Origin of the sequence: Pseudomonas sp. P39-UII1 (genome assembly GCF_039672635.1) — a bacterium.
Classification (GTDB): domain Bacteria; phylum Pseudomonadota; class Gammaproteobacteria; order Pseudomonadales; family Pseudomonadaceae; genus Aquipseudomonas.
In genome coordinates, this window is record NZ_JBDFPP010000011.1 from 139,384 (window position 1) to 166,052 (window position 26,669).

Below are 26,669 nucleotides of genomic sequence, written 5' to 3' on the forward strand. Positions count from 1 at the left end.
CTCCTTCAGGCAGTGAAACGTTGATGTTCAGCCACGGCGCGCGCCACCCAGACGCGGGCCTGGCCGAGGTAATGGGCAGGGTCGAGCAGGCGGTCGAGCTCTTGCTCGGTCAGCTCGGCCGTGACCTGCGGCTCGTCACCCAGCACGGCGCGCAAGTGGCGCTGCTCGGCGACGGCGCGCTGGCAGCATTGTTCCAGCAGGTGGTGGGCGCGGTCGCGGCCAAGGCGCTGGGCCAGGACGATGCTTACCGCCTCGGCCAGCACCAGGCCTTGGGTCAGGTCGAGGTTGCGGCGCATGCGCTCGGCGTCCACTTCCATGCCCTCGGCGATCACCTGGGCCTGGCGCAAGGCGCCTGAAACCAGGCAGCAGATATCTGGCAGGGTTTCCCACTCGGCATGCCACAGGCCGAGGCTGCGCTCGTGCTCCTGGGGCATGGCACTGTAAAGCGTCGAAAGCAGGCCCGGCACACGGGTGGCGGCGCCGATCAGCACCGCCGCGCCCACCGGGTTACGCTTGTGCGGCATGGTCGATGAACCGCCTTTGCCAGGTGCGGAAGGCTCGAATACTTCACCTGCCTCGGTCTGCATCAGCAGGCTGATGTCGCGGCCGAACTTGCCCAGGCTACCGGCCACAAGGCCCAGCACCGAGGCGAACTCCACCAGGCGGTCGCGCTGGGTGTGCCAGGGTTGCTCAGGCAAGGTCAGCTTTAGCTGTTCGGCAAGGCCTTCGGCGACCGGCAACGCCTTGCTGCCCAGGGCCGCCAGGCTGCCCGAGGCACCGCCAAACTGCAGCACCAGCAACCGCGGGCGCAGTTCCTGAAGGCGTTGACGGTGGCGCGTCAAGGCGCCGAGCACACCGGCCAGCTTCATGCCCAGGGTCACCGGGGTGGCGTGCTGCAGCCAGGTACGCCCCACCAGCGGCGTGTCGGCATGCAGCAGGGCTTGGCGCGACAAGGTCTCGGCCAATGTGGCGAGGTCGCCCTCGATCAGCGCCAGGGCATCACGCAACTGCAGCACCAGGCCGGTATCCATCGCATCCTGGCTGGTCGCACCCAGGTGCACATAACGCTCGGCCTCGGGCACGCCGCTGGCGATCACCTTGCCCAACGCCTTGACCATCGGGATCGCCGAGTTGCCGGCGGTGGCGATGGCATCGGCCAACGCACGCACGTCATAGCGCTCGGCCTGGCAGCCAGCCTCGATGGCGGCGACCGCGCTGTGCGGCACCAGCCCGGCGGCAGCCTCGGCGCGGGCCAGGGCGGCTTCGAAGTCGAGCATGCCCTGCAGGCGGCCGCGGTCAGAGAAAATCTCGCGCATGGCCGGGGCCGTGAAGTAGGCGTCGAACAGCTGGTTGGTCATGCCACGTCCTTAATCATCATGGTGCAAGTACGCCGCCTGCTTCGGCAGGCGCAGGCTGAACAGGAACGCAATCGCCATCATCGCCGTCACGTACCAGTAGAAGGTGTTTTCCATGCCGAGGGTTTTCAAACCCAGGGCTACGTATTCCGCCGAACCCCCGAACAGTGCGTTGGCTACCGCATAGGCCAGGCCCACACCCAGTGCCCGCACCTGTGGCGGGAACATCTCGGCCTTCACCAGGCCACTGATCGAGGTGTAGAAACTGACAATGCACAGCGCCAGGCTGACCAGCACGAAGGCCATGAACGGGCTGCTGACGGTCTTCAGCGCCATCAGCAACGGGACGGTGAACAGCGTACCAAGGGCACCGAACAGCAGCATCGAATTACGCCGGCCGATACGGTCCGAAAGCATGCCGAAGAACGGCTGCAGCACCATGAACAGAAACAGCGCACCGGTCATCACGTAGCTGGCGTTCTTGGCGGTCATGCCGGCCGTGTTCACCAGGTACTTCTGCATGTAGGTGGTGAAGGTGTAGAAGATCAGCGAGCCGCCGGCGGTGTAGCCGAGCACGGTGATGAAGGCTGCAGCGTGGTTGCGGAACAGGCCTTTGACCGAGCCTGCGTCCTTGTCGTTGCGGGTTTCGGCGCTGCTGGTTTCGTGCAGCGAACGGCGCAGCATCAGCGAGATCAGGGCGGCAATGGCGCCGACCACGAAGGGGATGCGCCAGCCCCAGGCGCGCAGCTCGTCTTCGGTCAGCAGCTGTTGCAGGATCACCACCACCAGCACTGCCAGCAACTGGCCGCCAATCAGGGTGACGTACTGGAACGAGGCGAAGAAACCGCGCTGGCCGCGCAGTGCTACTTCACTCATGTAGGTAGCGGTGGTGCCGTACTCGCCACCCACCGAAAGGCCCTGGATCAGGCGGGCCAGCAACAGCAGTGCCGGGGCCCAGGTGCCGATGCTGGCATAGGTGGGCAGGCAGGCGATCATCAAGGAGCCGAAACACATCATCAGCACCGAGATCATCAGGGAATTCTTGCGGCCATGGCGGTCGGCCAGGCGGCCGAAAATCCAGCCCCCAATCGGGCGCATCAAAAAGCCCGCAGCGAACACGCCGGCGGTATTGAGCAACTGCACGGTCGGGTCGTCGGAGGGGAAGAAGGCCGGGGCGAAGTAGATCGCACAGAAGGCGTAGACGTAGAAGTCGAACCATTCCACCAGGTTGCCTGAAGAGGCACCGACGATGGCGAAGATGCGCTTACTGCGCTCTTCGCCGGTGTAATAGGCTGAGGTCATGACGATTTTACTCCTGGAGGGTCCTAGGTAAGTCTAGACATACCTAGTAACACACTCGTTCCGCTTTGGGGCTGGCCATTAGCCTTGGGTCTTACAGATACGGCCTCTTCGCGGGACAAGCCTGCGCCCACAAAGGAGGCGTGGTCCCCTGTGGGGCGGGCTTGTCCCGCGAAGAGGCCGTTACTGGTCAAACTCGCTCGATGGCCAGCGCCAAACCTTGGCCGACACCCACACACATGGTCGCCAGGCCTTTGCGCCCGCCGCTCTTTTCCAGCTGGTGAAGCGCAGTCAGCACCAGGCGCGCACCGCTCATGCCCAGCGGGTGCCCCAGGGCGATCGCGCCGCCGTTGGGGTTCACCTGCGGCGCATCATCGGCCACACCCAGCTCGCGCAATACCGCCAGGCCTTGGCTGGCAAAGGCTTCGTTAAGCTCGATCACATCGAAATCGCTCACCGCCACGCCCAGGCGCTCGGTCAGCTTGCGTACCGCCGGGACCGGGCCGATGCCCATCACCCGAGGTGCCACGCCGCCACTGGCCATGCCCAGCACGCGGGCACGCGGGGTCAGGCCGTGCTGCTTGACCGCTTCTGCCGAGGCCAGGATCAGCGCCGCAGCACCGTCGTTGACCCCCGAGGCGTTGCCCGCAGTAACGGTCTTGTCCGGGCCATTGACCGGCTTGAGCCTGGCCAGTGCCTCAAGGGTGGTTTCCGGGCGCAAGTGCTCATCGCGCTCGACAATGGTTTCGCCTTTCTTGTGGGCGATACGCACCGGCACGATCTCTTCGGCAAAGAAACCGGCAGCCTGCGCTGCAGCTGCTTTCTGCTGGCTGCGCACGGCGAAGGCATCCTGGTCGGCACGGGAAACCTGATAGTCGTCAGCGACGTTGTCGGCGGTCTCGGGCATGGAGTCCACGCCGTACTGGCTCTTCATCAGCGGGTTGATGAAGCGCCAGCCGATGGTCGTGTCTTCGAGCTTCATGTTGCGCGAATAGCCGCTTTCAGCCTTGCCCATGACGAACGGGGCACGTGACATGGACTCGACGCCGCCAGCAATGGCCAGCTCCATCTCGCCACTGGCGATGGCACGGAATGCCGTACCAATGGCGTCCATGCCCGAAGCGCACAGGCGGTTGAGGGTCACACCCGGAACGCTCTCGGGCAGGCCGGCCAACAGCAGGGCCATGCGTGCCACGTTGCGGTTGTCTTCACCGGCCTGGTTGGCGCAGCCGAAGAACACTTCGTCGAGCTGGTCCCACTGCACGCCTGGGTTGCGCTCGATCAGCGCTTTGAGCGGTACTGCTGCCAGGTCGTCGGCACGCACGCCAGCGAGGGCCCCGCCGAAGCGGCCGATGGGGGTGCGGATGGCGTCACAGATGAATACGTCGCGCATTATGCTTCTCCTGCCACTTGGCCATGGGCTGCGGCGGTACGGGATTCGAGGTCACGCAGGGCGCCAAGTTCGACATCGGTCGGCTCGGCGGTGGTCTGTACATCGTCGGCGAAGCGAATAGGCCGAATGGCAGCCATTGGGAGACTCCTGGTCAGGGTGCTACGTTGCGCTCAGATTAAGGAGAGTGGTGGGTCGCTTACAATCCGATAATCGACTCTTTGTGCGATTATCGAACTGTATGTTGCCTTGCTATCCATCTCCGTAGCGGGCTGCAGCGCAGCCCCTGGAGGCGCGCTCAGGTCGCGTCCGCGTGGCTTACCAGGCCTTTCACAATCACGCCTACGGTCGCCAGGGCTGCCGGTACCAGCAACGCCGTCAGCACTTGCTCGAAGTTCCAGCCCAGGCCCAGCAGCGTCGCACCACTCCAGGCACCGAGAATCGCGCCGAAACGGCCGATGCCGAGCATCCAGGAGACGCCGGTGGCGCGCCCTTGGGTTGGATAGAAGCGCGCCGCCAGCGACGGCATGGCCGATTGCGCACCGTTCACGCACATCCCGGCAATCAGCACCAGGGTGGCGAGCACGGTGATGTTGCCCAGGCTCTGCCCTACCGCGTAGGCAAACACGCCGGCCAACAGGTAAAAGATGCCAATGACCTTGTGCGGGTTGTAGCGGTCCATGGCCCAACCGACCGCCACGGCACTGAGCACCCCGCCGAACTGGAACAACGCACCGATGAAGGCGGCCTGCTCCATGCTCGCACCGCTGTCGCGCATCAGCGTCGGCAGCCAGCTGGTCAGCAGGTAGACGATTACCAGGCCCATGAAATAGGTCAGCCACAGCAGCATCGTGCCCAGGCCATAGGTGCCGGAGAAGATCACCGCGAACACGTTGCGCGCAGCGACCGCTTTCTGCTCCGGCACACTGAAACTGGCCGCCTGCGCCACCACGGCCGGGGCAATTGGCGCCAGGGTCTTGCGTACCTTGTCGGTGCCGCGGTTGCGCACCACCAGAAAGCGCGCCGACTCTGGCAGCCAGACCAGCAATACAACCGCCAGCAACAGCGGCAGCACCCCGCCGACCACCAGCAGGCTATGCCAGCCGTAGGCCGGGATCATCTTGGCGGAAATGAACCCACCACCGGCCATGCCCAGGTTGAAGCCACAGAACATGCTGGTGACCAGCAGCGACTTGAGGCGTTCAGGCGTGTATTCGGAGAGCAGCGTGGTGGCGTTGGGCATCCCTGCGCCCAGCCCCAGGCCCGTCAAAAAGCGCAGCACCAGCAACTGGTCGACGTTGCTTGCATAGGCCGAGGCCAGGCTGAAGCCGCCAAACACCAATACCGCGCCGACCAGCACGCCCTTGCGGCCGAATCGGTCGGCCAGCGGGCCAGAACCCAGGGCACCGAACACCATGCCAATCAAGGCGGCACTCATCACCGGGCCGAGGCTGGCGCGGTCGATCCCCCACTCCTGCGACAGGGCCGGGGCGATGAAGCCCATGGCGGCGGTGTCCAGGCCATCGAGGAAGACGATCAGGAAGCAGAGGATCACCACGCGCCATTGAAAGCGCGACAGCGGCTGGTCATTGATGAACGACTGGACGTCGAGGCAGGTCCCGACGGATTGTGGTTTGTTCATTGTTGTTATCCAGAAATGGGGCACGGTCGGGCCACTGCACGAGAGCAACCAGTACAGGGTTCAGCGTCGATGAAGTGTGGCCTGGGTCAGCCTGGATACAACGGTACTGCGTGCGGGTGCGGCCGCGAAGTGACAGTGGTCATGGTGTGCGCCTCTAATGTTGTTCTTGTGCGGTCGGCAAAGCCGACCGTTGCGAGAGACATTAATCAGCGAATGAAGGGGGCGCAATTCACCCAGAGCGACACTGTGCGTTTATCGAACAGGAAACGGTAGCCGTGCTCGACAATGGTGCACGGCAGCGCCCGTTTGTTCAACCAAACAGCTGATGGCAAAGATCACGGCTGGATGCCAGCAGGATCGGCAGGAACCGCTGCTCGAGCTCGCTGCGGCTGACGCGCCCCACATGGGTACTGACATTCAGCGCCGCCAGCACCTGCCCCGAGGCGTCATAGATAGGCACCGCGATGGAACGCAGCCCCTGCTCGAGCTCCTGATCGACAACACACCAACCTTGAGCGCGTACCTGCTGGATGCACGCGAACAACGACTCGGCATCATGCAGGGTACGGCTTGTACGGGCCTTGAGGTCGGCGCGATCGAGGTATTCGCGCAGGCTGGTGTCGTCCATCGCCGCCAGCAGGATGCGCCCCATCGACGTGCAGTAGGCCGGTAACCGCCCGCCAACCGAAAGGTCTACCGATATCAGCCGTTCGACAGTGGCCGAACGGGCTATATAAAGGATGTCATCGCCTTCGAGGGTGGCCATGTTGGCGGCCTCGTGCAACTGGTCGCTGATACGGTCCAGGTAAGGCTGGGCCGACACCGCCAGCGGCGTCGACGAAAGGTAGGCATGGCCCAGGGTCAGTACCTTGGGCAGCAACGAATACGTGCGCCCGTCAGTGGTGGCGTAGCCCAGCTTGATCAGCGTATGCAGGCAACGGCGCACGGCCGCCCGCGGGATCTCGGTGCGGTGGCTGATCTGGGCGATGGTCAGGTGACGCTTGCGCTCCTGAAATGCCTGGATGACGGCAAGCCCCCGCGCCAGCGACGTCATGAAGTCTGGATCGCCGGTAAAGGCCTGTATGCGCTTGGCGGGTGAAGCCACGATGGGCGGCGCCATTGCCGGTGTCGTCGGGCGTGCCGACTCTGGGCTGGCAGATTCGCTGCCCGGGATTTCGTCACTCATCGCTCACCTCAAAAAAAACCCTGCTTCGTGCGATTATCGAACAAACGGCCGATAATCGCAATTGACCGCTGACACGTTTGCTTATACCTTTCTCCTGCCACTTGTGGCTTCTTTGGAGAGACTGGTCAGGTACCCACCGTAGAAGTCCCCAGGCAACGGCCTCGCCTTCGTGCGAGGCCGTTTTATTTGTACGCCCCGGCCTCTTTACCGCAGCGAACTTCCGCCGCCAGGTCCGTTCAAAAGAATACACCGCCGACCAAAGTCGCAAACTTTGACATTACACGTCAGGGTTGGGTAAATAAGACTGTTTGGCGTTTTATCGATTGCTATAATCGATTCTGCTGGCCCGGATCGGTACTCCGGCATGGCAACACTGGCCTGACCCCTATCCGAAAACCAGCACATCCTGTGCATGGGCAACTTGCACCTGCACGCAACACCAGCACTTTTACATTCAGGTACTACTGTGACGAAAGATGAACTGCGCGCGGAACTCGAGCGCCAGGCTGAACGTTACAAGGAAGTTTACGGCGGTGAAGTCACCACCTACGCCGCTCAACCGGAGCCGGAGCGCAAGCCTTGGCGAAAAAGGGCCACGGTCCAGGACCAGGCCTTTAACCAAGAACTGGAAAAGATGGAAAAGGAGCTGCGCAGCGACGAACCCTGAGCAGCCGCCCCAGTGCTCACTCGCGTCGCGGGCAGCGCACCCTCGACGCGGAAAATCCTGACCGAAAGGCCGAGGATGAAATGGAATTACACAAATTTCATACGACCGTTTGAACGCAAGGCAAGCTGACCGTTTTTCAGACATTTGGCGGATTTTGGCTTTTTTAGTAGCTTTTAACGGAACCTTTCCTGTGTTTTTACGTCTGGGATAGCGTTTGGATGCAGTTCACAAAGCTGCCATCGGTCAGCTGCGGGTGCATCGATTGCCATTGTTTTCTGGCATAATCCCGCCCCCCAAATGACCGCCAGACAACCTTCATGATCGATTTATTCAGCGGACTGGATGCATGGGTATTGGTGAGCCTGCTGCTCGCCTTGACCTTCGTGCTCGCATTCGAGTTCATCAATGGCTTTCATGACACCGCCAACGCGGTAGCCACCGTCATCTATACCAAAGCCATGCCGCCACACCTGGCCGTGTTCTTCTCCGGGGTGTTCAACTTCCTTGGGGTTTTGCTCGGGGGTGTCGGGGTGGCCTATGCCATCGTTCACCTGCTGCCGGTCGAACTGCTCATCAATGTGAATACCGGACATGGCCTGGCCATGGTCTTCTCGTTGCTGGCTGCGGCCATCACCTGGAACCTGGGCACCTGGTACTTCGGCATCCCGGCCTCCAGCTCGCACACCCTGATCGGCTCGATCCTCGGCGTGGGCCTGGCCAATGCCATGATCAACGACATCCCACTGGGTGACGGCGTCAACTGGCAGAAAGCGATCGACATCGCCATGTCGCTGGTGGTTTCGCCCATGGCTGGCTTCGCTGTTGCAGCATTGGTATTGATCGGCCTGAAATGGTGGCGCCCGCTGTCGAAGATGCACAAGACGCCAGAGCAGCGTCGCAAGCTCGACGACAAAAAACACCCGCCTTTCTGGAACCGCCTGGTGCTGGTCATTTCGGCGATGGGCGTGAGCTTCGTGCACGGCTCCAACGATGGCCAGAAAGGCATCGGCCTGATCATGCTGGTGCTGATCGGTATCGTCCCGGCCAAGTTCGTGCTCGACCTGAACAGCACCACCTACCAGATCGAACGCACCCGCGACGCGACCCTGCACCTGAGCCAGTTCTACGAGCGCAACGCCCCGACCCTGGGCGAGTTCCTGGCGCTCGGCAAGGCACAGGCCAGCGACCTGCCAGAGCAGTTCAGCTGCAACCCTCAGCAGACCGAGCCAACCATCGCCGCACTGCAGTCCTCGCTGCAGGGTGTGACCGATTACCGCGCACTGGATGCCGAAAAACGCGTGGAAGTGCGTCGCTACCTGTTGTGCCTGGATGACACCGCGAAGAAGGTCGGCAAACTGCCAGGCCTGGACGCGCGTGAAAAAGCCGACCTCGACAAGCTGCGCAAGGACCTCACTGCCACCACCGAGTACGCCCCGTTCTGGGTAATCGTGGCGGTAGCCCTGGCCTTGGGCCTGGGTACCATGGTCGGCTGGAAGCGCGTGGTACTGACCGTGGGTGAGAAGATCGGCAAACAGGGCATGACCTATGCCCAGGGCATGTCGGCGCAGATTACAGCGGCCTGCGCCATCGGCCTGGCCAACGTCTTCGCCTTGCCGGTTTCGACCACACACGTGCTGTCGTCCGGCGTGGCCGGCACCATGGTTGCCAACAAGAGCGGCCTGCAGGGCGGCACGGTCAAAACCATCCTGTTGGCCTGGGTGCTGACCCTGCCGGCATCGATGGGCCTGGCGGCTGGCCTGTTCTGGCTGGCGTCGAAAGCGATTGGCTAAGTGATTTTGCTGCAATGAAAAAGGCGCCTTCAGCAGGCGCCTTTTTCATGTGTCAGTAATGGCCCCTTCGCGGGCAAGCCCGCTCCTACAGGCACGCTAGCGCTTCTTGCCTCCGAGCAACGACCCCATCAACCCGCGCACCAACTGCCGCCCGAACTGATTGGCCGCCTGGCGCACCGCCGATTTGATCGCCTGCCCTGCCGCACTCTGCAGAAAATCCCCGGCCTTGTCGGCCAGGCTCTCTTCGTCCGCCTTCGGCACTGGTACGGGCTCGACCGGTTCACCTTTGCGCTGGGTCAGCATTTCATAGGCCGACTCACGATCAATCGGCTTGTCGTAGCGCCCCGCCAATGCAGACCCGGCAATCAAGACACTGCGCTCGCCCGCACTCAACGGCCCGATCCGCGATTGTGGCGGCGCTATCAATACCCGCTGCACCATCGCTGGCGTGCCCTTTTCTTCGAGCGTACCAACCAGCGCCTCACCGATCCCAAGCTCAGTCAACACTGCCAACGTATCGAACGCCGGGTTCGGGCGGAAACCGTCAGCCACGGCCCGCAGTGCCTTCTGCTCCTTGGCGGTGAACGCGCGCAAGCCATGCTGAATACGCAAACCCAACTGGGCCAGTACGCTGTCCGGCAGATCGCTTGGCGACTGGGTGACAAAGAACACCCCGACACCCTTGGAGCGAATCAGCCGAACCACTTGCTCCAGGCGATCCTGCAGTGCCTTGGGGGTGCCGTTGAACAACAGATGCGCCTCGTCGAAGAACAATGCCAGCACCGGTTTGTCGGCATCTCCACGCTCCGGCAGCTGTTCGAACAATTCGGCCAGCAGCCACAACAGGAACGTGGCGTAGACCTTCGGCGCTTCATGCACCAGCCGGCTGGCATCGAGCAGGTGGATTCGCCCGCGGCCATCGCCGTCCAGCCGCAACAAATCTTCCAGCTGCAACGCCGGCTCGCCGAACAGCGCCTCGGCGCCCTGCTGCTCAAGCGTTGCCAGGCGGCGCAACAAGGCCTGGGTCGAGGCCGTGGTCATCAGCGCGCTGTCTTCGCCCAACAGCTGCGGATGGTCTTTCAAGTGAGCGAGCAGCGCCTTCAGGTCCTTGATGTCGAGCAGCAACAGGCCTTCTCGATCAGCCACCTTGAACGCGGCATAAAGTGCCGCCTGCTGGCTGTCGGTCAGCTCCAGCAGGTTACCGAGCAACAGCGGCCCCATCTCGCTGAGCGTGGTGCGCAGCGGGTGGCCGGTTTGCCCGGCGATGTCCCACAGGCTCAAGGGGTATGCCTGCGGCTTGTACCCCAGCCATGGCATACCGGCGATCCGCTCGGCCACCTTGCCCTGCGGCGCACCGGCAGCACCGACACCGCACAGGTCGCCTTTGACATCGGCGGCAAACACCGCCACGCCGGCGTCGCTGAACACTTCCGCCAAGTGCTGCAAGGTCACGGTCTTGCCTGTGCCGGTAGCACCGGCGACCAGCCCGTGGCGGTTGGCCAGGCGCATGGCTTGTTTGACAGGCTGGCCATCCAGGCCAGCGCCTACAACTATGGTCGAAGATTCCGGCATCTTTTTAATCCCCTGCTCAAGCTTGACCACCCGTCGGCCGATACGTCTGGATGATATTCGCCTTAAAAGACAGAACACCCCTGGAAGGACTTTCGGGATGTTGCACTGTTTTATAGCGGTACTCGTGCGAACGCCCGATAAAAACCTTAGCGGAACCGATTACGCCATGAATAAAAGCCTTCGTTTCAGCCACAAGATTCTCTTGGCCGCATCACTGATCGTGATACTCGCCTTCAGCCTGTTCACCCTTTACAACGATTATCTCCAGCGTAATGCCATCCGCGAAGATCTGGAGAATTATCTGGCTGAAATGGGCGCGTCCACTTCAACCAACATTCGCAACCTGTTCGAAGGCCGTATCAAGCTGGTGGAAAACCTGGCGCAAAACATCGCCCAGCAACCTGCCAACGCCGAAACACTGATGGGCCAGAATGCCCTGACCTCGAGCTTTCTGACCGTGTACCTGGGCAAGGTCGATGGCGGCTTCAGCGTGCGCCCCTACTCGCCCATGCCCGAAGGCTACGACCCGCGCACCCGCCCCTGGTACAAGGACGGCATGAACGCCCAGGGCGCCATCCTCACCGAGCCCTACATCGACATGACCACCAACAAGATGGTCATCGGCATCCTCAGCAAGGTGTCCAGCAGCGTTGGCGTGGTCGGTGGCGACCTGGCCCTGGATGGCCTGGTACAGATCATCAACTCGCTGAATTTCGGCGGCATGGGCTACGCCTTCCTGGTCAACGACCAGGGCAAGGTCCTGGTGCACCCGGACCAGGCACTGGTCATGAAGTCGCTGTCGGACCTGTTCCCGCAGCACACGCCGAAACTGTCCAGCCAGCTCACCGAAGTCCAGGCCGATGGGCAAACCCGCCTGCTGACCTTCGCCCCGATCAAAGGCCTGCCGTCGGCCAACTGGTACATCGGCCTGTCGGTGGATAAAGACAAAGCCTTCTCCATGCTCAGCACTTTCCGCACTTCTGCGGTGATCGCCACCGTGGTGGCGGTGGTGATCATCATTGGCCTGCTCGGCCTGCTGATCCGCGTGCTCATGCAACCGCTGCTGACCATGACCCGCGCCATGGAAGACATCGCCGAAGGCGAAGGCGACTTGACCAAGCGCCTGAAAATTCACAACCACGACGAGTTCGGCATTCTGGGCACCGCGTTCAACCGTTTCGTCGAGCGCATCCACAGTTCGATCCGCGAAGTGTCTTCGGCCACCGAACGCGTCAATGAAGTGGCCTTGCAGGTCATCAGTGCCTCCAACTCGTCGATGAGCAACTCCGACGAGCAGTCCAACCGCACCAACAGCGTCGCCGCCGCCATCAACGAGTTGGGCGCCGCCGCCCAGGAGATCGCCGGCAATGCCGCACAGGCCTCGCAGCATGCCAGCTCGGCACGCCTGCTGGCCGAAGAAGGGCAGCAGGTGGTGGAGCGCAACATCGCGGCAATGAATCGCCTGTCGGACCTGATCGTCACCTCCAGCGCGCACATCGAAACGCTCAACAGCAAGACGGTAAACATCGGCCAGATCCTCGAGGTGATCACCAGTATTTCCCAGCAGACCAATTTGCTGGCGCTCAACGCCGCGATCGAAGCCGCCCGAGCCGGTGAGGCCGGCCGTGGTTTCGCCGTGGTGGCGGACGAAGTGCGCAACCTGGCGCACCGCACCCAGGAATCGGCGCAACAGGTGCAGAGCATGATCGAAGAGCTGCAGGTCGGTGCCCGCGAGTCGGTCGACACCATGGGCCAGAGCCAGCGCCACAGCCAGGACAGCGTCGCCATCGCCAATCAGGCAGGCGAACGCCTCGACAGCGTCACCGTGCGCATTGGCGAGATCGACGGCATGAACCAGTCGGTAGCCACCGCAACCGAAGAGCAGACCGCCGTGGTCGACTCGATCAACATGGACATCAACGAGATCAACATGCTCAACCAGGAAGGCGTCGAAAACCTGCAGGCCACCCTGCGGGCGTGTGCGGACCTGGAGCAGCAGGCCACGCGCCTGAAGCACCTGGTGGGCAGCTTCCGCATCTGACCTCAGGCGGCAAGCAGCAAAGCTGCTTGCCGCTAACCCAACCGAACAAACTATCCTTCAGAGAGGTCAACCTTTAGGCGTGTCATCGCCGGCTCTTTACAGCCGGGTGACAGACCCGAAGACGATCCCGGAGGGATGCTGATCGTGCACATCGCTGACATCACCATGTTCTACGCCCCGGCCAGCGGCGGCGTACGGACTTATCTTGATGCCAAACATCACCGCCTCGGCGCTATTCAGGGGGTGCGCCATAGCCTCTTGATTCCCGGTGCCAGCGCGCACCACGCCGATGGTGTCCACCATGTCCCCGCACCTCCCCTGCCCTTTGGCAAAGGCTACCGCTTCCCGGTGCGCCTGGCGCCCTGGTGCAATGTGCTGCGCGGCCTCAAGCCAGACCTGATCGAGGTTGGCGACCCTTACCTGACCGCCTGGGCAGCCCTGGAGGCGCGGCGTCAGCTCGATGTACCAGTGATCGGCTTCTACCACTCCGACCTGCCGTTGCTGGTCAGCAACCGCATGGGCAACTGGTTCACGCCCAACGTCGAAGCCTACGTCAGCAAGCTGTACGGCAATTTCGACCGGGTGCTGGCCCCCAGCCAGGTGATGGCCGACAAGCTGCGCCGCCTGGGCGTGCGCGATGTGCATGTGCAGCGCCTGGGCGTTGACCTCGCGACCTTCAACCCGAACCACCGCGACCCGCAGCTACGCGCCGAACTGGGCATCCCCGATACCAGCCGCTTGCTGATCTTCGCTGGCCGCGGTTCGCGGGAAAAGAACCTGCCAGTGCTGCTCGACTGCATGCAGCGCCTGGGCCGCCCCTACCATCTGTTGCTGGTGGGCTCGAACATGCCCGCCAACGTTCCAGACAACGTCAGCGTGATCAATCACTTCTGCCCCCTCCACGAGGTCGCCAGGTTGGTGGCCAGCGCCGACCTGCTGGTGCATGCCGGCGACCAGGAAACCTTCGGCCTGGTCATCCTTGAAGCGATGGCCAGCGCCACGCCCGTGGTGGCCGTGCGCGCCGGGGCGTTCGGCGAGATCGTCAACGAGCAGTGCGGGCGCCTTTGCCGCGCCAACGATGGCCTGGCCATGGCGGCTGCGGTGCGCGAAGCGTTCGAGGCGGGCGTACGCACGCTTGGGGCGCAGGCGCGTAACCATGTCGAGCAGCATTACTCATGGGATAACGTGGTCAACGGTTTGCTGCAGCACTACCAGGCAGTGCTGGGCCACCAGCCGTTGGTGCGCGCCCATGGCTGAGGCCAACGGCACACGGGCCAGCCTGATGCTGGTGCTGCACGACGTCGCCCCCGAAACCTGGCCGGACTATCAGCCTTTCATAGAGGCCGTGGACGAAATGGGCGACGTGCCCATGACCTGGCTGGTAGTGCCGGACTTCCATCACCGTAACCCCCTGGCGCACTCCCCGGCCTTCTGCCGCCTGCTGGAGCGGCGCCTGGCGCGCGGCGATGAGCTGGCGCTGCATGGCTTCTACCATGCCGACGACGGGCCAACGCCGCGCAACCTCGGCGACTACTTCATGCGCCGCATCTATACCCATGAAGGGGAGTTCTATGCCCTTGACCAAGCGCAGGCGATGCAGCGCCTGGAGGCCGGGCTTGCGTTGTTCGACCGCCAAGGCTGGCCCGTGGCAGGCTTCGTCGCCCCCGCTTGGCTAATGAGCCAGGGCACGCGCCAGGCTTTGCGCCAACTGCCGCTGCGCTACACCAGCACCCCCCAGCATTTGTACCGTTTGCCAGACTTTACCGCCTTCGATGCCCCGGGCCTGGTCTGGAGCGCGCGCAGCGCCTGGCGCCGAAGCTTGTCCAGGGTCGTCTGCGACTGGCAGTGCAAGCGCTGGGGGGCGGCTGAAACCCTGCGCCTGGGACTGCACCCGGTAGACATGCGCCACCGCTCTTCGCGCAACTACTGGTTGCACACCCTCGACAAACTGCTGTTGCAAGGCCGTGAGCCGCTGACCAAATCGGCCTGGCTGGAGCGCCAGGTGAGCGCATGAACCGCCTGGGCTGGCTGGCCGTGGCGGTGCTGTTTGCCGTGTTGGTCCCTGCAGTGCTGGGCGGCAATGAGCTGCTACCCAGGCTCAAGGCCTTCGACCCCGGCCTGATGCTGACGTTGCTAGGCATGATCCTGCTGTGCTGGGTCATCAACGCTATCCGGTTGCGCCTGCTGCTGGGTCAGCATGGGGCCACGTTGGGGCGCATGCGCAGCCTCGGCGTGGTGATGGCCACTGAGTTCGCCATCTGCACCACCCCGGGGGGCAGCGGTGGCCCACTGACGCTCATGGCATTGCTGGCCCGCGACCGTATCGGCCCAGCGCGCAGCGGTGCGGTGTTCGCCATGGACCAGCTCAATGACCTGCTGTTCTTCTTCTGCGCCATGCTGGCAATTGCCGGCTACGCGTTGTTCCACAGCCTGGGCCGCAGCCAGGAGAGCATGTTGCTGGGCAGTGCCCTGCTGCTGTGCTCGGCATTGGCGGCGATAGTGGCGCTGCTGCGCTATCGGCGCGCAGTCATGCGCTTCAACGGCCGACTTCTGCAGCGCTTGGGCACGGCGCCACGGCGTAAACGGCGCTGGGCCCGCAAGGTGCTGCATTTCATCGATGCCTTGGCGCAGACCTGGCAACTGCCCAAACGCACCCTCGCGCTGGTGTTTACACTCACCTGTGTGCACTGGAGCCTGCGCTACAGCGTGCTGTACCTGGTGCTGCAAGGCCTGGGCGTGGAGCTTTCGTGGATCCCGAGCTTTCTGGTGCAGATGCTCTCGCTCAGCGCTGGGCAGTTCAGCCTGCTACCCGGCGGCGCCGGCGCCGCCGAGCTGACGTCGGCAAGCCTGCTGACGCCACTGGTGGGCAGCTCGACAGCTGCCGCAGCGATCCTGATCTGGCGCGCGGTTACTTACTATTTTTATCTGCTGGCGGGCGGGCCGGTGTTTGTCTGCCTGCTGGCGCGCCCGCTGCTGGAGCGCTGGCGGCGTCAGGCGAGTTGAGCTGGCGCCAGAGTTCGGCGGCATCGGGAAAGTCAGTGCCGTCTTCTTCACTCAGGGCTTCGGGGTCGTAACGCGCGAGGCAGCCCTCGCCGAGGGTCGGCGGCAGTGAAACGGCGGGCTTGTTGCGGGAAGTTGCCATCATTGCTCCCCATCGGTATTGGGGGCTGCGTGGCAGCCCCCTTGGGTGTATCAGTCGAATACCACCGTCTTGTTACCATGCACCAGCACGCGGTCTTCCAGGTGGTAACGCAGGCCACGCGCCAGCACCATCTTCTCGACATCACGGCCAAAGCGCACCATGTCCTCGATGCTGTCGGCATGGTTAACACGCACCACGTCCTGCTCGATGATCGGGCCGGCGTCCAGCTCTTCGGTCACATAGTGGCAGGTCGCACCGATCAGCTTCACACCCCGCAGGGCGGCCTGATGGTACGGCTTGGCGCCGACGAACGAAGGCAGGAAGCTGTGGTGGATGTTGATCACCTTCTCGGCGTAATCCTGGCACAGCTGCGGCGGCAGGATCTGCATGTAGCGCGCCAGCACCACGACGTCAGCCGCGTGCTCTTGAACCAGGCGCGACACTTCGGCAAACGCCGGTGCCTTGTCTTTCGGGTCGACCGGTACGTGGAAGAACGGAATACCGTGCCACTCCACCATGCTGCGCAGGTCGTTGTGGTTGGAAATCACGCAAGGAATCTCGCAATCCAGCTCGGCCGTGTGCCAACGGTGCAGCAAGTCGGCCAGGCAGTGGGATTCGCGGCTTGCCATCAGCACAACACGTTTCTTCTGCGCAGAATCCGTCACTCGCCAGATCATGGAGAACTCTTCGGCAATCGGCGCGAATGCTTCGCGGAAGGCCTCGATACCGAACGGCAGCGATTCGGCACGAATTTCATGGCGCATGAAGAACCAACCACTCTGCTCATCGGAGTGGTGGCTGGCTTCGTTGATCCAGCCATTGTACAAAGCCAGGAAATTACTGACTTTCGCCACGATACCAACACGGTCGGGGCAGGCGATCACCAGACGATAGGTGCGCATGAATAAGACTCCAGAACTTCGCAAAGGCGCTCATTCTAGCGGCCCGCTCGAAAAAACGCAGTAATCATTGCGCCCACCGGTAGCGCCCCCCTTGGCCAACGGGCTGCGGCAGCCTGTCGCTAGCAACAGATGAAAAACATGACGAACTGCAGGGCTTATGTAAATTTTTCTTAACCTTGAGATATTTTGTCACAGCCGTATTAACACTTGATCAATTGATTAATATGTTTACTTGAGACTTTCGCCTGTCTATTATTGCCCCACACATTCTCTGAACATGCATCAAGGAACACTCCATGTCTCTGATCAACGAGTACCGCGCCACCGAAGAAGCCATCAAGGAACTTCAGGCCCGCCTGGCCAACCTGTCGCAGGATGACAAGCTGAAAAAAGAACTGGAGTTCGAAGGCAAACTGCGCACGCTGATGGGCGAATACTCCAAGTCGCTGCGTGATGTCATTGCCCTGCTCGACCCAGAGTCGAAACTGAGCAAAGCCCCACGTGGCGCAGTCAAGGCCACCGCCACCAAGCGTGCGCGCAAGGTCAAGCAATACAAGAACCCGCACAACGGTGAAGTAATCGAAACCAAAGGCGGCAACCACAAAACCCTGAAAGAATGGAAAGCCAAGTGGGGTGGTGATGTGGTTGAAAGCTGGGCGACTCTGCTGGACTGATTGTCCGCAGCCCTGCTGCTACTGCTTGTAACAAGAACGCCGGCTCAATGCCGGCGTTCTTGTTTGCGCATGCATCAACACTCAAGCGCCGATTGCAAATTGCTCAGCCAATTGCCGCGCATGCGCCTGCCAGGCATCCAGTACCCGCCGCCCCGCCTCGTCGGCGCTGGCCCAGGCGCTCTGCCGGGCCTGCTCGAAGTCCCCTAGCGTGTTCGGTGCGCCCCACTGCGGGTCACTCAGGCGTTGCTGGCAGAAGCCATACCAGCGCTGACGCTCTTCACTGTTCAAGGTCTCGGGGAAGTTACGGGCCCGGTAACGGAACAACAACTCGGGCATGCGCGGGTCATCGAACATCCAATGCCCCTGCCCCAACTGTGCAGGGTCCAGCGTGCGCACTTGCTCGCACAAGCGCCGGTCACGGTCCCCCAGAAAACCGTCATACAACTGTTGTTCCGGATCTTCACTTGGGGTGAAGTCATCCTTGCCGTAGATGTGCTCCAGCTTGTGTTGCCATTCTTCTTGTTGATTGGCCAACGCCTCACCGCGTGATTGCAGCAGTGGCAAATCGATGCCGAGGCGTTGCTGATCCGCCGGGCGTAAAACCGAAAGCGGCGCCACCACCGGGCAGCGATTGATCTGCAGCAACTTCAATGGCACGGGTAATTGCCCTTCAGCTAATTCCTCATGGCGCGTGTACAAGCGTTCACGAAGTAGCTCGGCACTTTCCCTTATCAAAGGTAGGGTTTCCTGATGCAGGTCGCACACAATCAGTGCATTGCGATTACGCGGGTGCCAGGCCAACGGCAAGATCACGCCCAGGTAATTGCGCGCCGCCGAAAAGCGACCCGATATATGCACCATCGGCTGCAACAAACGGATCTGCTCCATCACTTTGTGCTTGCTGCGCAACTGGAACAGCCACTCGAACAACTTCGGTTGTTTCTCTCGTATCAGGCGGGCCAATGCGATGGTGGCCCGCACGTCGGAAAGTGCCTCGTGTGCATGCCCATGGTCAATGCCATTGGCTTTGCTCAACAGTTCCAGGCGCAGGCTGGTGCGCCCGTCCTGTTGCGGCCATTGGATGCCTTCCGGGCGCAGGGCATACGCCGTGCGTACCACATCGATCAAGTCCCAGCGGCTGTTGCCGCCCTGCCACTCACGGGCGTAGGGGTCGAAGAAGTTGCGGTACAAGCTGTAACGGGTAACTTCGTCGTCAAAACGCAGCGTGTTGTAACCCGCCCCGCAGGTTCCAGGGCGCGCCAGTTGCTCATGTACCCGCGTCATGAATTCGGCTTCGCACAGCCCTTGGTTGGCCAATTGCTGGGGCGTGATGCCGGTTACCAGGCAGGCTGCCGGGTGCGGCAGGATATCGTCGGAGGGGCGGCAATAAAGGCTGATCGGCTCGTCGATCTCGTTGAGGTCGAAGTCGGTGCGCAGGCCTGCGACCTGCAGCGGCCGATCGCAGCGTGGGTTGATGCCAGTGGTTTCGTAGTCGTGCCAGAAGATGCTGGAGGTCACGGGAGCGTCCTGATTCAAGGTCGCCCCGATTCTAGCGGACCTGCCCTCAGACGGAAGCGTTGGCTGGGTGGAAACTGAAATAGTCACGCAGCGAGCGGACGAATTCGTCGTACTCGCGCGGGGCTTGCAGCAGCATGAACCCCGAGTCGTAATGCCCTGGGGTCTGATCCTCGCGGCACCACAGGCAACTGGCGGTCAGGTTGATGAACTGAAAACCGCCACCGGCCAGCGGCAGGCGCAATTGCAGCTCGAAATCAGGCCCGACCAGCACAGGTAGCTGGCTGATCAACATCAGACCATCTTCAGAGGCATTACCCAACTGCCCGATCGGCTGATCGGTAAAACGGTTGAAGACCTTGAGAACACAAGGCAACTGATGGCGTTCGATATGACGCTGGTTGAACATGGTCACAGTGCAGTCCGTACCCGGTGCCAGGAATGCGAGGTACTGGCGGTTGTTGTAACAGCTAAGTTACAGGTTAGCGCAGCGTCGGCGGCAAATCCCGTGAAATAAACGATACCTTGGTATTAACGCCAAGGAGAGGCCTTCACCGGGCTGGCCACCGCCGCCTCGCCACCGCGGTAGTGACCCAGCTGCTGCAGTGTCTGCAGCCGCGCCTTGGCCCGGTAGGCGTATTCGTTGCGCGGGTACTGCTGGATCAGGTATTCGTAGGTTTGCGCAGCATCGACGAACAGTTGCTGGCGCTCCAGGCACTGGCCCCGCAGCAGTGACACTTCCGGATGGATGAACGGCCGCGCGCGGCTGGTACGGTCGACCTGCGACAGCTCGAGCATGACCTGCTGGCAGTCGCCACGGTCGTAGGCGCGGTAGGCGTTGTTCAAATGGTGGTCCATGGACCAACGGGTGCAGCCGACGGCGCTGGCCGCCAAGGCTAAAACGATCAGGGCTCGCATGGGGGATCTCCTTTGATGCCAGTGTATCGGCCTTTGCCGCCAAATCTTCACAGGCTTTTGCAAGGATACCCCGCCCGTTCAAATGCCACCCTGCACTGCTTGCAGGTAGTGCAACGGAACAATGACTACAGCGCGATTCAGGAGTAGCCTTTCGCTGCGCTTCACTATAGGAGTCTGTGCATGACCATCCGCCGTACCAAAATCGTCGCCACCCTTGGCCCCGCCAGCAACTCGCCGGAAGTGATCGAGCAACTGATCCTCGCCGGCCTGGACGTGGCACGCCTGAACTTCTCCCACGGCACGCCGGACGAGCACAAGGCGCGCGCCCGCCTGATCCGTGAGATCGCTGCCAAGAATGGTCGCCACGTCGCACTGCTGGGCGACCTGCAGGGTCCGAAGATCCGCATCGCCAAATTCAGCAACAAGCGCATCGAACTGAAAGTCGGTGACACGTTCACCTTCTCCACCGCTCACCCGCTGACCGAAGGCAACCAGGACATCGTCGGTATCGACTACCCGGACCTGGTCAAGGACTGCGGCGTCGGCGACGAGCTGCTGCTCGACGATGGCCGCGTGGTCATGCGCGTCGAGACCGCCACCGCTGATGCCCTGCACTGCGTGGTGATCGTCGGTGGCCCCCTGTCGGACCACAAAGGCATCAACCGCAAAGGTGGCGGCCTGACCGCTCCGGCCCTGACCGAAAAAGACAAGGCCGACATCAAGCTGGCCGCGGAAATGGACCTGGACTACCTGGCCGTGTCGTTCCCGCGTGACGCCAAGGACATGGAATACGCCCGCAAGCTGCGTGACGAGTCCGGCGGCAGCGCCTGGCTGGTGGCCAAGATCGAGCGCGCCGAAGCCGTTGCCGACGACGAGACCCTCGACGGCCTGATCGCCGCCTCCGACGCAGTCATGGTTGCCCGTGGCGACCTGGGCGTGGAAATCGGCGACGCCGAGCTGATCGGCATCCAGAAGAAGATCATCCAGCACGCCCGCCGCAACAACAAAGCGGTGATCGTGGCGACCCAGATGATGGAGTCGATGATCCAGAACCCGATGCCGACCCGCGCCGAAGTGTCCGACGTGGCCAACGCCGTGCTCGACAACACCGATGCGGTGATGCTGTCGGCCGAAAGTGCCGCAGGTTCCTACCCGATCGAAGCCGTACAGGCCATGGCGCGTATTTGCCAAGGTGCCGAAAAGCACCCGACCAACCAGAAGTCCAGCCACCGCCTGCACACCACCTTCGAGCGCTGCGACGAAAGCATCGCCCTGGCGGCCATGTACACCGCCAACCACTTCCCCGGCGTCAAGGCGATCATCGCCCTCACCGAAAGTGGCTACACCCCGCTGATCATGTCGCGCCTGCGTTCGCACGTGCCGATCTACGCACTGACCCCGCACCGCGCCACCCAGGCCCGTACCGCGATGTTCCGCGGCGTCTACCCGATCGCCTTCGACCCGGCATCGCTGCCGGCCGACAAGGTGAGCCAGGCGGCGGTCGACGAGCTGCTCAAGCGCGGGCTGGTGGAGCAAGGCGACTGGGTCATCCTGACCAAGGGCGACAGCTACCACACCATCGGTGGCACCAACGGCATGAAAATCCTGCATGTCGGTGATCCGCTGGTTGGCTGATCTGCCTCCCCAGGGCCGCTTTGCGGCCCATCGCCGGCAAGCCGGCTCCTACAAGTATTGCGCCAGCCTCTGGCCTGTCGCTGATCCTGTGGGAGCCGGCTTGCCGGCGATGAGGCCGGTCCACACAGCACACAACCTTCAGGCATGCTCGACAAATACATCGGCAAACACCTGCCCCCTCGGCACCCCGGCAATAAACAGCCGCCGCGCGAAACGCTCCACACTCCCCGCCGCCCCGCACACCAGCGCGACTGTCTGCCGCGAAGACGGCCGCAACGCCGCCAACGCTTCATCCAGCTGATCCGCCAGCACCAGGTCGATCCTCACCGCTTCGATATTCTTCAACGTCTCAGCCAGATAATGCCCGGCGTGCTCACGCGCCACATGCATCACCCTGATCTCGCCGCAATGCCCCTGGCGCAGCGCCTCGCGCAAGATGCCCCACAACGGCGCAAGCCCGGTCCCCGCCGCCAACAGCCAGAGCGGCCGCTCCTGCCAGTCCGGATCGTAGTGCAACGCCCCACCCCTGAGTTCGCCCAGGCGCAGCACGTCGCCCACCTGCAACCCCCGCGCCTTGTCGCAAAAGGCCCCCGGCCGGCGGCAGTCGATATGAAATTCCAGAAATTCATCTTCACCCGGTAGGCTCGCCAGCGAATAGGGGCGTGCTACCGAACCGTTCCACAGCACCACGTGCTGGCCAGCCTGGTAGCGCAGTGTTCGCTCTGGCCGCAGGCGCAGGCGCAACACCTCGCCGAACCAGTCCAGCGCACAGACCTGCGCAGGAATGCCGTCCTGCAGCGGGTCGAACACCGCCACGCGCAAGTCGCCGACCACCCGGCACTGGCAGGCCAGGCGCCAACCCTGGGCGTGTTTTTCCAGCGCCAGGGCCTCGGGCAAGGCATCTGCCGGCTGCCCGTCCAGGCAATGCACCAGGCAGGCATGGCAACTGCCGGCACGGCAGCTGTAGGGCACGTTCAAGCCGGCCTCGTTCAGGGCATCGAGCAGGTTGCTGCCGGTGGGCACCGTCCAACGGCGCTCGCCCACACAGAGTTCAGGCATGGTCACATTTCTCCGGGTCTACACGGCCACTCTAAGGCAAGCGGGCAGCCTCAGCAAAAACGATGCCCGCTGCCTGCAGACCAAGGTCCAGACCACACGCAGGTGTTTCGCCGCCGCAGGCGCGCTATACTGCCGCGCCTTTTTACGTCGGCCTGACCTGCCGACGCCTTGCCAGGCGTTTCGACACACGGGTGTGCAGTGTCGAAAAGCCTTTATGAATGTTCCCGTCTTTAAGAGGAGCGCGCTGCATGACCGTGATCAAGCAAGACGACCTGATTCAGAGCGTCGCCGACGCCCTGCAATTCATCTCGTACTACCACCCCGTCGATTTCATCCAGGCGATGCACGAGGCCTACCTGCGTGAAGAGTCGCCTGCCGCGCGCGACTCCATCGCCCAGATCCTGATCAACTCGCGCATGTGCGCCACCGGCCACCGCCCGATCTGCCAGGACACCGGCATCGTCACCGTGTTCGTACGTGTGGGTATGGACGTACGCTGGGACGGCGCCACCCTGAGCGTCGACGACATGATCAACGAAGGTGTGCGTCGCGCCTACAACCTGCCTGAAAACGTCCTGCGTGCGTCGATCCTGGCCGACCCGGCCGGTGCCCGCAAGAACACCAAGGACAACACCCCGGCCGTCATCCACTACTCGATCGTCCCTGGCGACAAGGTCGAAGTCGATGTCGCAGCCAAGGGCGGCGGTTCCGAGAACAAGTCGAAGATGGCCATGCTCAACCCGTCCGACTCGATCGTCGACTGGGTGCTGAAAACCGTTCCGACCATGGGCGCTGGCTGGTGCCCCCCTGGCATGCTCGGCATCGGCATCGGCGGTACTGCCGAGAAGGCCGCGGTGATGGCCAAGGAAGTGTTGATGGAGTCCATCGACATTCACGAGCTGAAGGCGCGTGGCCCGCAGAACCGTATCGAAGAGATCCGCCTGGAGCTGTTCGAGAAGGTCAACCAGCTGGGCATCGGCGCCCAGGGCCTGGGCGGCCTGACCACCGTGCTCGACGTCAAGATCATGGACTACCCGACCCACGCCGCGTCCCTGCCGGTATGCATGATCCCGAACTGCGCCGCCACCCGCCACGCGCACTTCGTGCTCGACGGTTCGGGCCCTGCCGAGCTGGAAGCACCGTCGCTGGACGCCTATCCGGAAATCGTCTGGGAAGCGGGCCCAAGCGCCCGCCGCGTCAACCTCGACGACATCACCCCGGAAGAAGTCGCCAGCTGGAAGCCAGGCGAGACCATCCTGCTCAACGGCAAGATGCTCACTGGCCGCGACGCCGCGCACAAGCGCATGGTCGAGATGCTCAACCGTGGCGAGGAACTGCCGGTCGACCTCAAAGGCCGCTTCATCTATTACGTTGGCCCGGTAGACCCGGTCGGTGACGAAGTGGTTGGCCCAGCCGGCCCGACCACCGCCACCCGCATGGACAAGTTCACCCGTCAGATCCTCGAGCAGACTGGCCTGCTGGGCATGATCGGCAAGTCCGAGCGTGGCCCGACCGCCATCGAAGCGATCAAGGACAACAAGGCCGTGTACCTGATGGCTGTTGGCGGCGCCGCCTACCTGGTCGCCCAGGCGATCCGCAAGTCCAAGGTCCTGGCGTTCGCCGAGCTGGGCATGGAAGCGATCTACGAGTTCGATGTGAAGGACATGCCGGTCACCGTCGCGGTGGACAGCAACGGTGAGTCGGTACACATCACCGGCCCTGCGCTGTGGCAGAACAAGATTGCCGAGAGCCTCGCTGTTGAAGTGAAGTAAGGCAGTTGCACTAGCGGCGGCCCCTTCGCGGGTAAACCCGCTCCCACAGGTACAGCGCTGATCCAAAGTGTGCGCTGTACCTGTAGGAACGGGTTTAACCGAGAAGGGGCCGCCGCCGTTTCAGAGAACCCGTTCGAACTGCTCAGGCCAATCGCGCCGCGTGAACACCTGCCCCTCCTCCCGCACACGCCGCACCTGCGCCAGGTCAATATCACACACCAGCCATTGGCTGCTCGCCGGGCTCAGTTGCTGGCTCTCGGCAATTACCCCATTTGCCGGCATGCCGTGATCCGGCGGCACGAACAGCCCCGCCCGCCCGATGTTCTCATCCAGCGCCTGCGACCAGGCTGCCAGGCCCGCGGTCGGGCTCTGCAACACCGCAATCTGATTCTCCAGCGCCCGCGCCTGGGCGCCGATGCGCACCCGGTGGTAGCCGGCCTCGGTATCGGTGCAGCTGGGCGCAAGGATCAGGTCAGCCCCCGCTTCAGCCAGGCCTCGCGCCAGCATCGGGAATTCATTGTCGTAGCAGATCAGAATGCCCAGCCGGCCCAGCGGGGTGTCGAACACCGTCAGCCCCTGGCCGGCCGCAATGTCCCACTGCTCGCGCTCGAAGCGGGTCATCATCAGCTTGTCCTGATGCCCCAGCTCGCCGTCGGGGCCGAACAGCCAGGCACGGTTGCGATAGCGCCCATCGGCGTCCAGCACCGGCAGGCTGCCCGGTTGCAGGTAAACGTCCCAGCGCCGAGCCATGCTTTCGCACAACGCCCGCCACGGTTCGATCAGGGGCTGAATACCGGCAATGGAAGCCTTGAGGTCACCACGTTGCTCGGCGGGCAACTGGCCGCTGAGCACCAGGCCTGCATATTCCGGCAGCAGCAACAACTGGGCGCCCGCCTCCACCGCCTCGGCGCACAGGCGCTGCAGGTGGTCGGCGTAAGCATCCCAGGTTTCATGCAGCTCGATGGCGTACTGGCAGGCCGCCAGGCGGATCATATCGGCAGTTCCTTGAGCCAGAACGACATGATCTTGTCGCTGCTGTGCGGCTCGCCAAGGTCGCGCCAGGCATAGCTGGTACGCAGCGACGGGTCGTGCAGGAAGCCGCGGTTGCGCCAAAAACCGTGCAGCGGTTTGTAATTGGCTGGCCGCAACGGGTGCACACCCGGGCGCTCTACGGCGCAGAACGCGCAATAATCGAATTCGGCCAGCTTGTGCGCATACGACTCGCGTTCGATGAAAAAGCGCACACCCAGGCCTTGGCCACGGTATTCGGGCAACACCAGGGATTCGCCGAAGTAGTACACGCTGGCCGGGTCACGCCCCTGCGCCAGGAACGGCTGCTGGAACTGCGGCGCAACGTCCACCAGCGGCAGGCCGGTAGAAGCGCCCACCACCTTGTCGTCATCCAGCGCCAGCACTACCAGGCTGCGGCCGGAGCGAGCATAGGCACCCAGGTAGTCGGCTTCATATTCGGGCGTACCGTCGTACAGGTAGGGAAACTCGCGGAACACGGTTAGCCGCAGGCGAGCGAGGTCATCGATGTAAGGCGCGATAGCGGCGCCGTGCAACAGGCGGATTTCCATGCTTGGCGGTCGTTTTGTCGATGTGGATGACGCGCTCGGCTAAGCCGGGCTTGAGGGGAAACCCTATCATCCGAACCAACGCTGCGCCTTTTCCCTACACGACAGGTATTGTTCCATGACCGCTACCGAACTGGTAAATGCTTACTACGCCGCCTTCAATGCCGGTGACATGCCGAGCTTTCTGGCCCTGCTCAGCGAGGACGTGATCCATGACATCAACCAAGGCGAGCGGGAGATGGGCAAGGCGAAGTTCGCTGCATTCATGGGCAAGATGAACCGCTGCTACCGCGAGCGCCTGGCCGACATCGTGGTGATGCAGAACGCCGATGGCAGCCGGGCGGCGGCGGAGTTCACCGTGCATGGCGAATATGTGGCCGATGACGAAGGCTTGCCGGCCGCCAATGGGCAGACCTATGTGCTGCCGGCGGGGGCGTTCTTCTACCTCCACTGCGGGAAGATTGCCCGGGTGACCAATTACTACAACCTCAATGACTGGGTCGAGCAGGTGGAGTGACACCACGGGCCGAGTA

At 62.7% G+C, this 26,669-nt stretch carries 24 protein-coding genes and 1 pseudogene; 10 read left to right on the plus strand and 15 right to left on the minus strand.

The genetic code is table 11. The annotated features are described in order from the left end of the window. Window positions 1-5 precede the first annotated feature (5 nt). The 6 genes and pseudogenes from ABEH27_RS15960 to pcaR all read right to left on the minus strand — a co-directional run bounded on the left by ABEH27_RS15960 (window position 6) and on the right by pcaR (window position 6,872). Entirely contained in the window at window positions 6-1,358 is a 1,353-nt protein-coding gene (locus tag ABEH27_RS15960) for a 3-carboxy-cis,cis-muconate cycloisomerase (RefSeq protein ID WP_346614527.1), read from the minus strand. A gap of 9 nt (window positions 1,359-1,367) precedes the next feature. Next, window positions 1,368-2,657 (minus strand): MFS family transporter, encoded by a 1,290-nt coding sequence (locus tag ABEH27_RS15965; protein WP_346614528.1) that lies wholly within the window; start codon window positions 2,655-2,657, stop codon window positions 1,368-1,370. A 187-nt stretch (window positions 2,658-2,844) separates the two neighbouring features. Next, window positions 2,845-4,050 carry a 3-oxoadipyl-CoA thiolase gene (gene pcaF / locus ABEH27_RS15970; protein WP_346614568.1) on the minus strand — a complete coding sequence of 402 codons (1,206 nt, stop codon included), beginning with the start codon at window positions 4,048-4,050 and terminating at the stop codon, window positions 2,845-2,847. Continuing rightward, window positions 4,047-4,166 (minus strand): annotated as a pseudogene (locus tag ABEH27_RS15975) (CoA-transferase subunit beta); the annotation flags it as partial. The gene pcaF and the pseudogene ABEH27_RS15975, both read right to left, overlap by 4 nt. 176 nt (window positions 4,167-4,342) lie before the next feature. Next, on the minus strand, window positions 4,343-5,686 hold the full coding sequence (locus ABEH27_RS15980; RefSeq protein ID WP_346614529.1) for an MFS transporter: 1,344 nt from the start codon (window positions 5,684-5,686) through the stop codon (window positions 4,343-4,345). A 310-nt stretch (window positions 5,687-5,996) separates the two neighbouring features. Then, window positions 5,997-6,872: a pca regulon transcriptional regulator PcaR gene (gene pcaR / locus ABEH27_RS15985; RefSeq protein ID WP_346614530.1), complete on the minus strand. Its 876-nt coding sequence runs from the start codon at window positions 6,870-6,872 to the stop codon at window positions 5,997-5,999. Between the two features lie 466 nt (window positions 6,873-7,338). Between pcaR and ABEH27_RS15990 the strand changes: the two genes are divergently transcribed. Together ABEH27_RS15990 and ABEH27_RS15995 are read left to right on the plus strand one after the other, a co-directional pair. Continuing rightward, window positions 7,339-7,539 carry a hypothetical protein gene (locus tag ABEH27_RS15990; RefSeq protein ID WP_346614531.1) on the plus strand — a complete coding sequence of 67 codons (201 nt, stop codon included), beginning with the start codon at window positions 7,339-7,341 and terminating at the stop codon, window positions 7,537-7,539. A gap of 317 nt (window positions 7,540-7,856) precedes the next feature. Next, complete coding sequence (locus ABEH27_RS15995) at window positions 7,857-9,329, plus strand: inorganic phosphate transporter (RefSeq protein WP_346614532.1); 1,473 nt, start codon at window positions 7,857-7,859, stop codon at window positions 9,327-9,329. 96 nt (window positions 9,330-9,425) lie between these two features. Here ABEH27_RS15995 and ABEH27_RS16000 read toward each other — a convergent pair whose 3' ends face one another. Continuing rightward, the gene (locus tag ABEH27_RS16000) at window positions 9,426-10,901 is read right to left on the minus strand and encodes a helicase HerA-like domain-containing protein (RefSeq protein ID WP_346614533.1); all 1,476 of its coding nucleotides are present in this window, start codon (window positions 10,899-10,901) and stop codon (window positions 9,426-9,428) included. A gap of 166 nt (window positions 10,902-11,067) precedes the next feature. Between ABEH27_RS16000 and ABEH27_RS16005 the strand changes: the two genes are divergently transcribed. From ABEH27_RS16005 to ABEH27_RS16020, 4 genes are all read left to right on the plus strand, one after another. Next, window positions 11,068-12,942 carry a methyl-accepting chemotaxis protein gene (locus ABEH27_RS16005; protein WP_346614534.1) on the plus strand — a complete coding sequence of 625 codons (1,875 nt, stop codon included), beginning with the start codon at window positions 11,068-11,070 and terminating at the stop codon, window positions 12,940-12,942. A gap of 135 nt (window positions 12,943-13,077) precedes the next feature. Then, window positions 13,078-14,199: a glycosyltransferase family 1 protein gene (locus ABEH27_RS16010; RefSeq protein ID WP_346614535.1), complete on the plus strand. Its 1,122-nt coding sequence runs from the start codon at window positions 13,078-13,080 to the stop codon at window positions 14,197-14,199. Beyond that, on the plus strand, window positions 14,192-14,956 hold the full coding sequence (locus ABEH27_RS16015; RefSeq protein ID WP_346614536.1) for a DUF2334 domain-containing protein: 765 nt from the start codon (window positions 14,192-14,194) through the stop codon (window positions 14,954-14,956). Before ABEH27_RS16010 ends, ABEH27_RS16015 begins: the two co-directional genes overlap by 8 nt. Beyond that, window positions 14,953-15,945 carry a lysylphosphatidylglycerol synthase transmembrane domain-containing protein gene (locus tag ABEH27_RS16020; RefSeq protein ID WP_346614537.1) on the plus strand — a complete coding sequence of 331 codons (993 nt, stop codon included), beginning with the start codon at window positions 14,953-14,955 and terminating at the stop codon, window positions 15,943-15,945. Before ABEH27_RS16015 ends, ABEH27_RS16020 begins: the two co-directional genes overlap by 4 nt. Here the strand turns inward: ABEH27_RS16020 and ABEH27_RS16025 are convergent. Further along, window positions 15,851-16,084, minus strand: a complete 234-nt coding sequence (locus tag ABEH27_RS16025; RefSeq protein WP_346614538.1) for a hypothetical protein — start codon at window positions 16,082-16,084, stop codon at window positions 15,851-15,853. The two genes, ABEH27_RS16020 and ABEH27_RS16025, sit on opposite strands and share 95 nt — an antisense overlap. Before the next feature lie 50 nt (window positions 16,085-16,134). Continuing rightward, window positions 16,135-16,986 (minus strand): formyltetrahydrofolate deformylase, encoded by an 852-nt coding sequence (purU, locus tag ABEH27_RS16030; protein WP_346614539.1) that lies wholly within the window; start codon window positions 16,984-16,986, stop codon window positions 16,135-16,137. Between the two features lie 296 nt (window positions 16,987-17,282). Here purU and mvaT point away from each other — a divergent pair, with 296 nt between their 5' ends. After that, entirely contained in the window at window positions 17,283-17,660 is a 378-nt protein-coding gene (gene mvaT / locus ABEH27_RS16035) for a histone-like nucleoid-structuring protein MvaT (protein WP_346614540.1), read from the plus strand. Between the two features lie 81 nt (window positions 17,661-17,741). Here the strand turns inward: mvaT and sbcB are convergent, their stop codons facing one another. The 3 genes from sbcB to ABEH27_RS16050 form a co-directional block, all read right to left on the minus strand. Further along, window positions 17,742-19,178, minus strand: coding sequence for an exodeoxyribonuclease I (gene sbcB / locus ABEH27_RS16040; RefSeq protein WP_346614541.1), 1,437 nt, complete (start codon window positions 19,176-19,178; stop codon window positions 17,742-17,744). 46 nt (window positions 19,179-19,224) lie between these two features. Further along, window positions 19,225-19,584: a PilZ domain-containing protein gene (locus ABEH27_RS16045; RefSeq protein WP_346614569.1), complete on the minus strand. Its 360-nt coding sequence runs from the start codon at window positions 19,582-19,584 to the stop codon at window positions 19,225-19,227. 122 nt (window positions 19,585-19,706) lie between these two features. Next, window positions 19,707-20,093, minus strand: a complete 387-nt coding sequence (locus ABEH27_RS16050) for a tetratricopeptide repeat protein (protein WP_346614542.1) — start codon at window positions 20,091-20,093, stop codon at window positions 19,707-19,709. Between the two features lie 180 nt (window positions 20,094-20,273). Here ABEH27_RS16050 and pyk point away from each other — a divergent pair, with 180 nt between their 5' ends. Continuing rightward, on the plus strand, window positions 20,274-21,728 hold the full coding sequence (gene pyk / locus ABEH27_RS16055) for a pyruvate kinase (RefSeq protein WP_346614543.1): 1,455 nt from the start codon (window positions 20,274-20,276) through the stop codon (window positions 21,726-21,728). A gap of 138 nt (window positions 21,729-21,866) precedes the next feature. On the opposite strand, the gene ABEH27_RS16060 is transcribed toward pyk, so the two are convergent. After that, on the minus strand, window positions 21,867-22,787 hold the full coding sequence (locus ABEH27_RS16060; RefSeq protein ID WP_346614544.1) for an iron-sulfur-binding ferredoxin reductase: 921 nt from the start codon (window positions 22,785-22,787) through the stop codon (window positions 21,867-21,869). A gap of 248 nt (window positions 22,788-23,035) precedes the next feature. Here ABEH27_RS16060 and ABEH27_RS16065 point away from each other — a divergent pair, with 248 nt between their 5' ends. Beyond that, entirely contained in the window at window positions 23,036-24,559 is a 1,524-nt protein-coding gene (locus ABEH27_RS16065; RefSeq protein ID WP_346614545.1) for a fumarate hydratase, read from the plus strand. Window positions 24,560-24,679: 120 nt separating this feature from the next. Here the strand turns inward: ABEH27_RS16065 and ABEH27_RS16070 are convergent, their stop codons facing one another. Together ABEH27_RS16070 and ABEH27_RS16075 are read right to left on the minus strand one after the other, a co-directional pair. Continuing rightward, window positions 24,680-25,552, minus strand: a complete 873-nt coding sequence (locus ABEH27_RS16070; protein ID WP_346614546.1) for a carbon-nitrogen hydrolase family protein — start codon at window positions 25,550-25,552, stop codon at window positions 24,680-24,682. Continuing rightward, complete coding sequence (locus ABEH27_RS16075) at window positions 25,549-26,139, minus strand: GNAT family N-acetyltransferase (protein WP_346614547.1); 591 nt, start codon at window positions 26,137-26,139, stop codon at window positions 25,549-25,551. Before ABEH27_RS16075 ends, ABEH27_RS16070 begins: the two co-directional genes overlap by 4 nt. A gap of 115 nt (window positions 26,140-26,254) precedes the next feature. Here ABEH27_RS16075 and ABEH27_RS16080 point away from each other — a divergent pair, with 115 nt between their 5' ends. After that, window positions 26,255-26,653 carry a nuclear transport factor 2 family protein gene (locus ABEH27_RS16080; RefSeq protein ID WP_346614548.1) on the plus strand — a complete coding sequence of 133 codons (399 nt, stop codon included), beginning with the start codon at window positions 26,255-26,257 and terminating at the stop codon, window positions 26,651-26,653. Window positions 26,654-26,669: the final 16 nt, after the last annotated feature.

Coding starts and splice junctions, on each gene's coding strand:
- ABEH27_RS16015 (WP_346614536.1), top strand. CDS start 14,192: ATGGCTGAGGCCAACGGCACACGGGCCAGCCTGATGCTGGTGCTGCAC.
- ABEH27_RS16080 (WP_346614548.1), top strand. CDS start 26,255: ATGACCGCTACCGAACTGGTAAATGCTTACTACGCCGCCTTCAATGCC.
- ABEH27_RS16010 (WP_346614535.1), top strand. CDS start 13,078: ATGCTGATCGTGCACATCGCTGACATCACCATGTTCTACGCCCCGGCC.
- mvaT (WP_346614540.1), top strand. CDS start 17,283: ATGTCTCTGATCAACGAGTACCGCGCCACCGAAGAAGCCATCAAGGAA.
- ABEH27_RS15995 (WP_346614532.1), top strand. CDS start 7,857: ATGATCGATTTATTCAGCGGACTGGATGCATGGGTATTGGTGAGCCTG.
- ABEH27_RS15980 (WP_346614529.1), bottom strand. CDS start 5,686: ATGAACAAACCACAATCCGTCGGGACCTGCCTCGACGTCCAGTCGTTC.
- ABEH27_RS16070 (WP_346614546.1), bottom strand. CDS start 25,552: ATGATCCGCCTGGCGGCCTGCCAGTACGCCATCGAGCTGCATGAAACC.
- pyk (WP_346614543.1), top strand. CDS start 20,274: ATGACCATCCGCCGTACCAAAATCGTCGCCACCCTTGGCCCCGCCAGC.
- ABEH27_RS16060 (WP_346614544.1), bottom strand. CDS start 22,787: ATGCCTGAACTCTGTGTGGGCGAGCGCCGTTGGACGGTGCCCACCGGC.
- ABEH27_RS16005 (WP_346614534.1), top strand. CDS start 11,068: ATGAATAAAAGCCTTCGTTTCAGCCACAAGATTCTCTTGGCCGCATCA.
- ABEH27_RS16075 (WP_346614547.1), bottom strand. CDS start 26,139: ATGGAAATCCGCCTGTTGCACGGCGCCGCTATCGCGCCTTACATCGAT.
- ABEH27_RS16050 (WP_346614542.1), bottom strand. CDS start 20,093: ATGCGAGCCCTGATCGTTTTAGCCTTGGCGGCCAGCGCCGTCGGCTGC.
- ABEH27_RS16025 (WP_346614538.1), bottom strand. CDS start 16,084: ATGGCAACTTCCCGCAACAAGCCCGCCGTTTCACTGCCGCCGACCCTC.
- ABEH27_RS15965 (WP_346614528.1), bottom strand. CDS start 2,657: ATGACCTCAGCCTATTACACCGGCGAAGAGCGCAGTAAGCGCATCTTC.
- purU (WP_346614539.1), bottom strand. CDS start 16,986: ATGCGCACCTATCGTCTGGTGATCGCCTGCCCCGACCGTGTTGGTATC.
- ABEH27_RS15960 (WP_346614527.1), bottom strand. CDS start 1,358: ATGACCAACCAGCTGTTCGACGCCTACTTCACGGCCCCGGCCATGCGC.
- ABEH27_RS16045 (WP_346614569.1), bottom strand. CDS start 19,584: ATGTTCAACCAGCGTCATATCGAACGCCATCAGTTGCCTTGTGTTCTC.
- ABEH27_RS16020 (WP_346614537.1), top strand. CDS start 14,953: ATGAACCGCCTGGGCTGGCTGGCCGTGGCGGTGCTGTTTGCCGTGTTG.
- ABEH27_RS16000 (WP_346614533.1), bottom strand. CDS start 10,901: ATGCCGGAATCTTCGACCATAGTTGTAGGCGCTGGCCTGGATGGCCAG.
- ABEH27_RS16065 (WP_346614545.1), top strand. CDS start 23,036: ATGACCGTGATCAAGCAAGACGACCTGATTCAGAGCGTCGCCGACGCC.
- pcaR (WP_346614530.1), bottom strand. CDS start 6,872: ATGAGTGACGAAATCCCGGGCAGCGAATCTGCCAGCCCAGAGTCGGCA.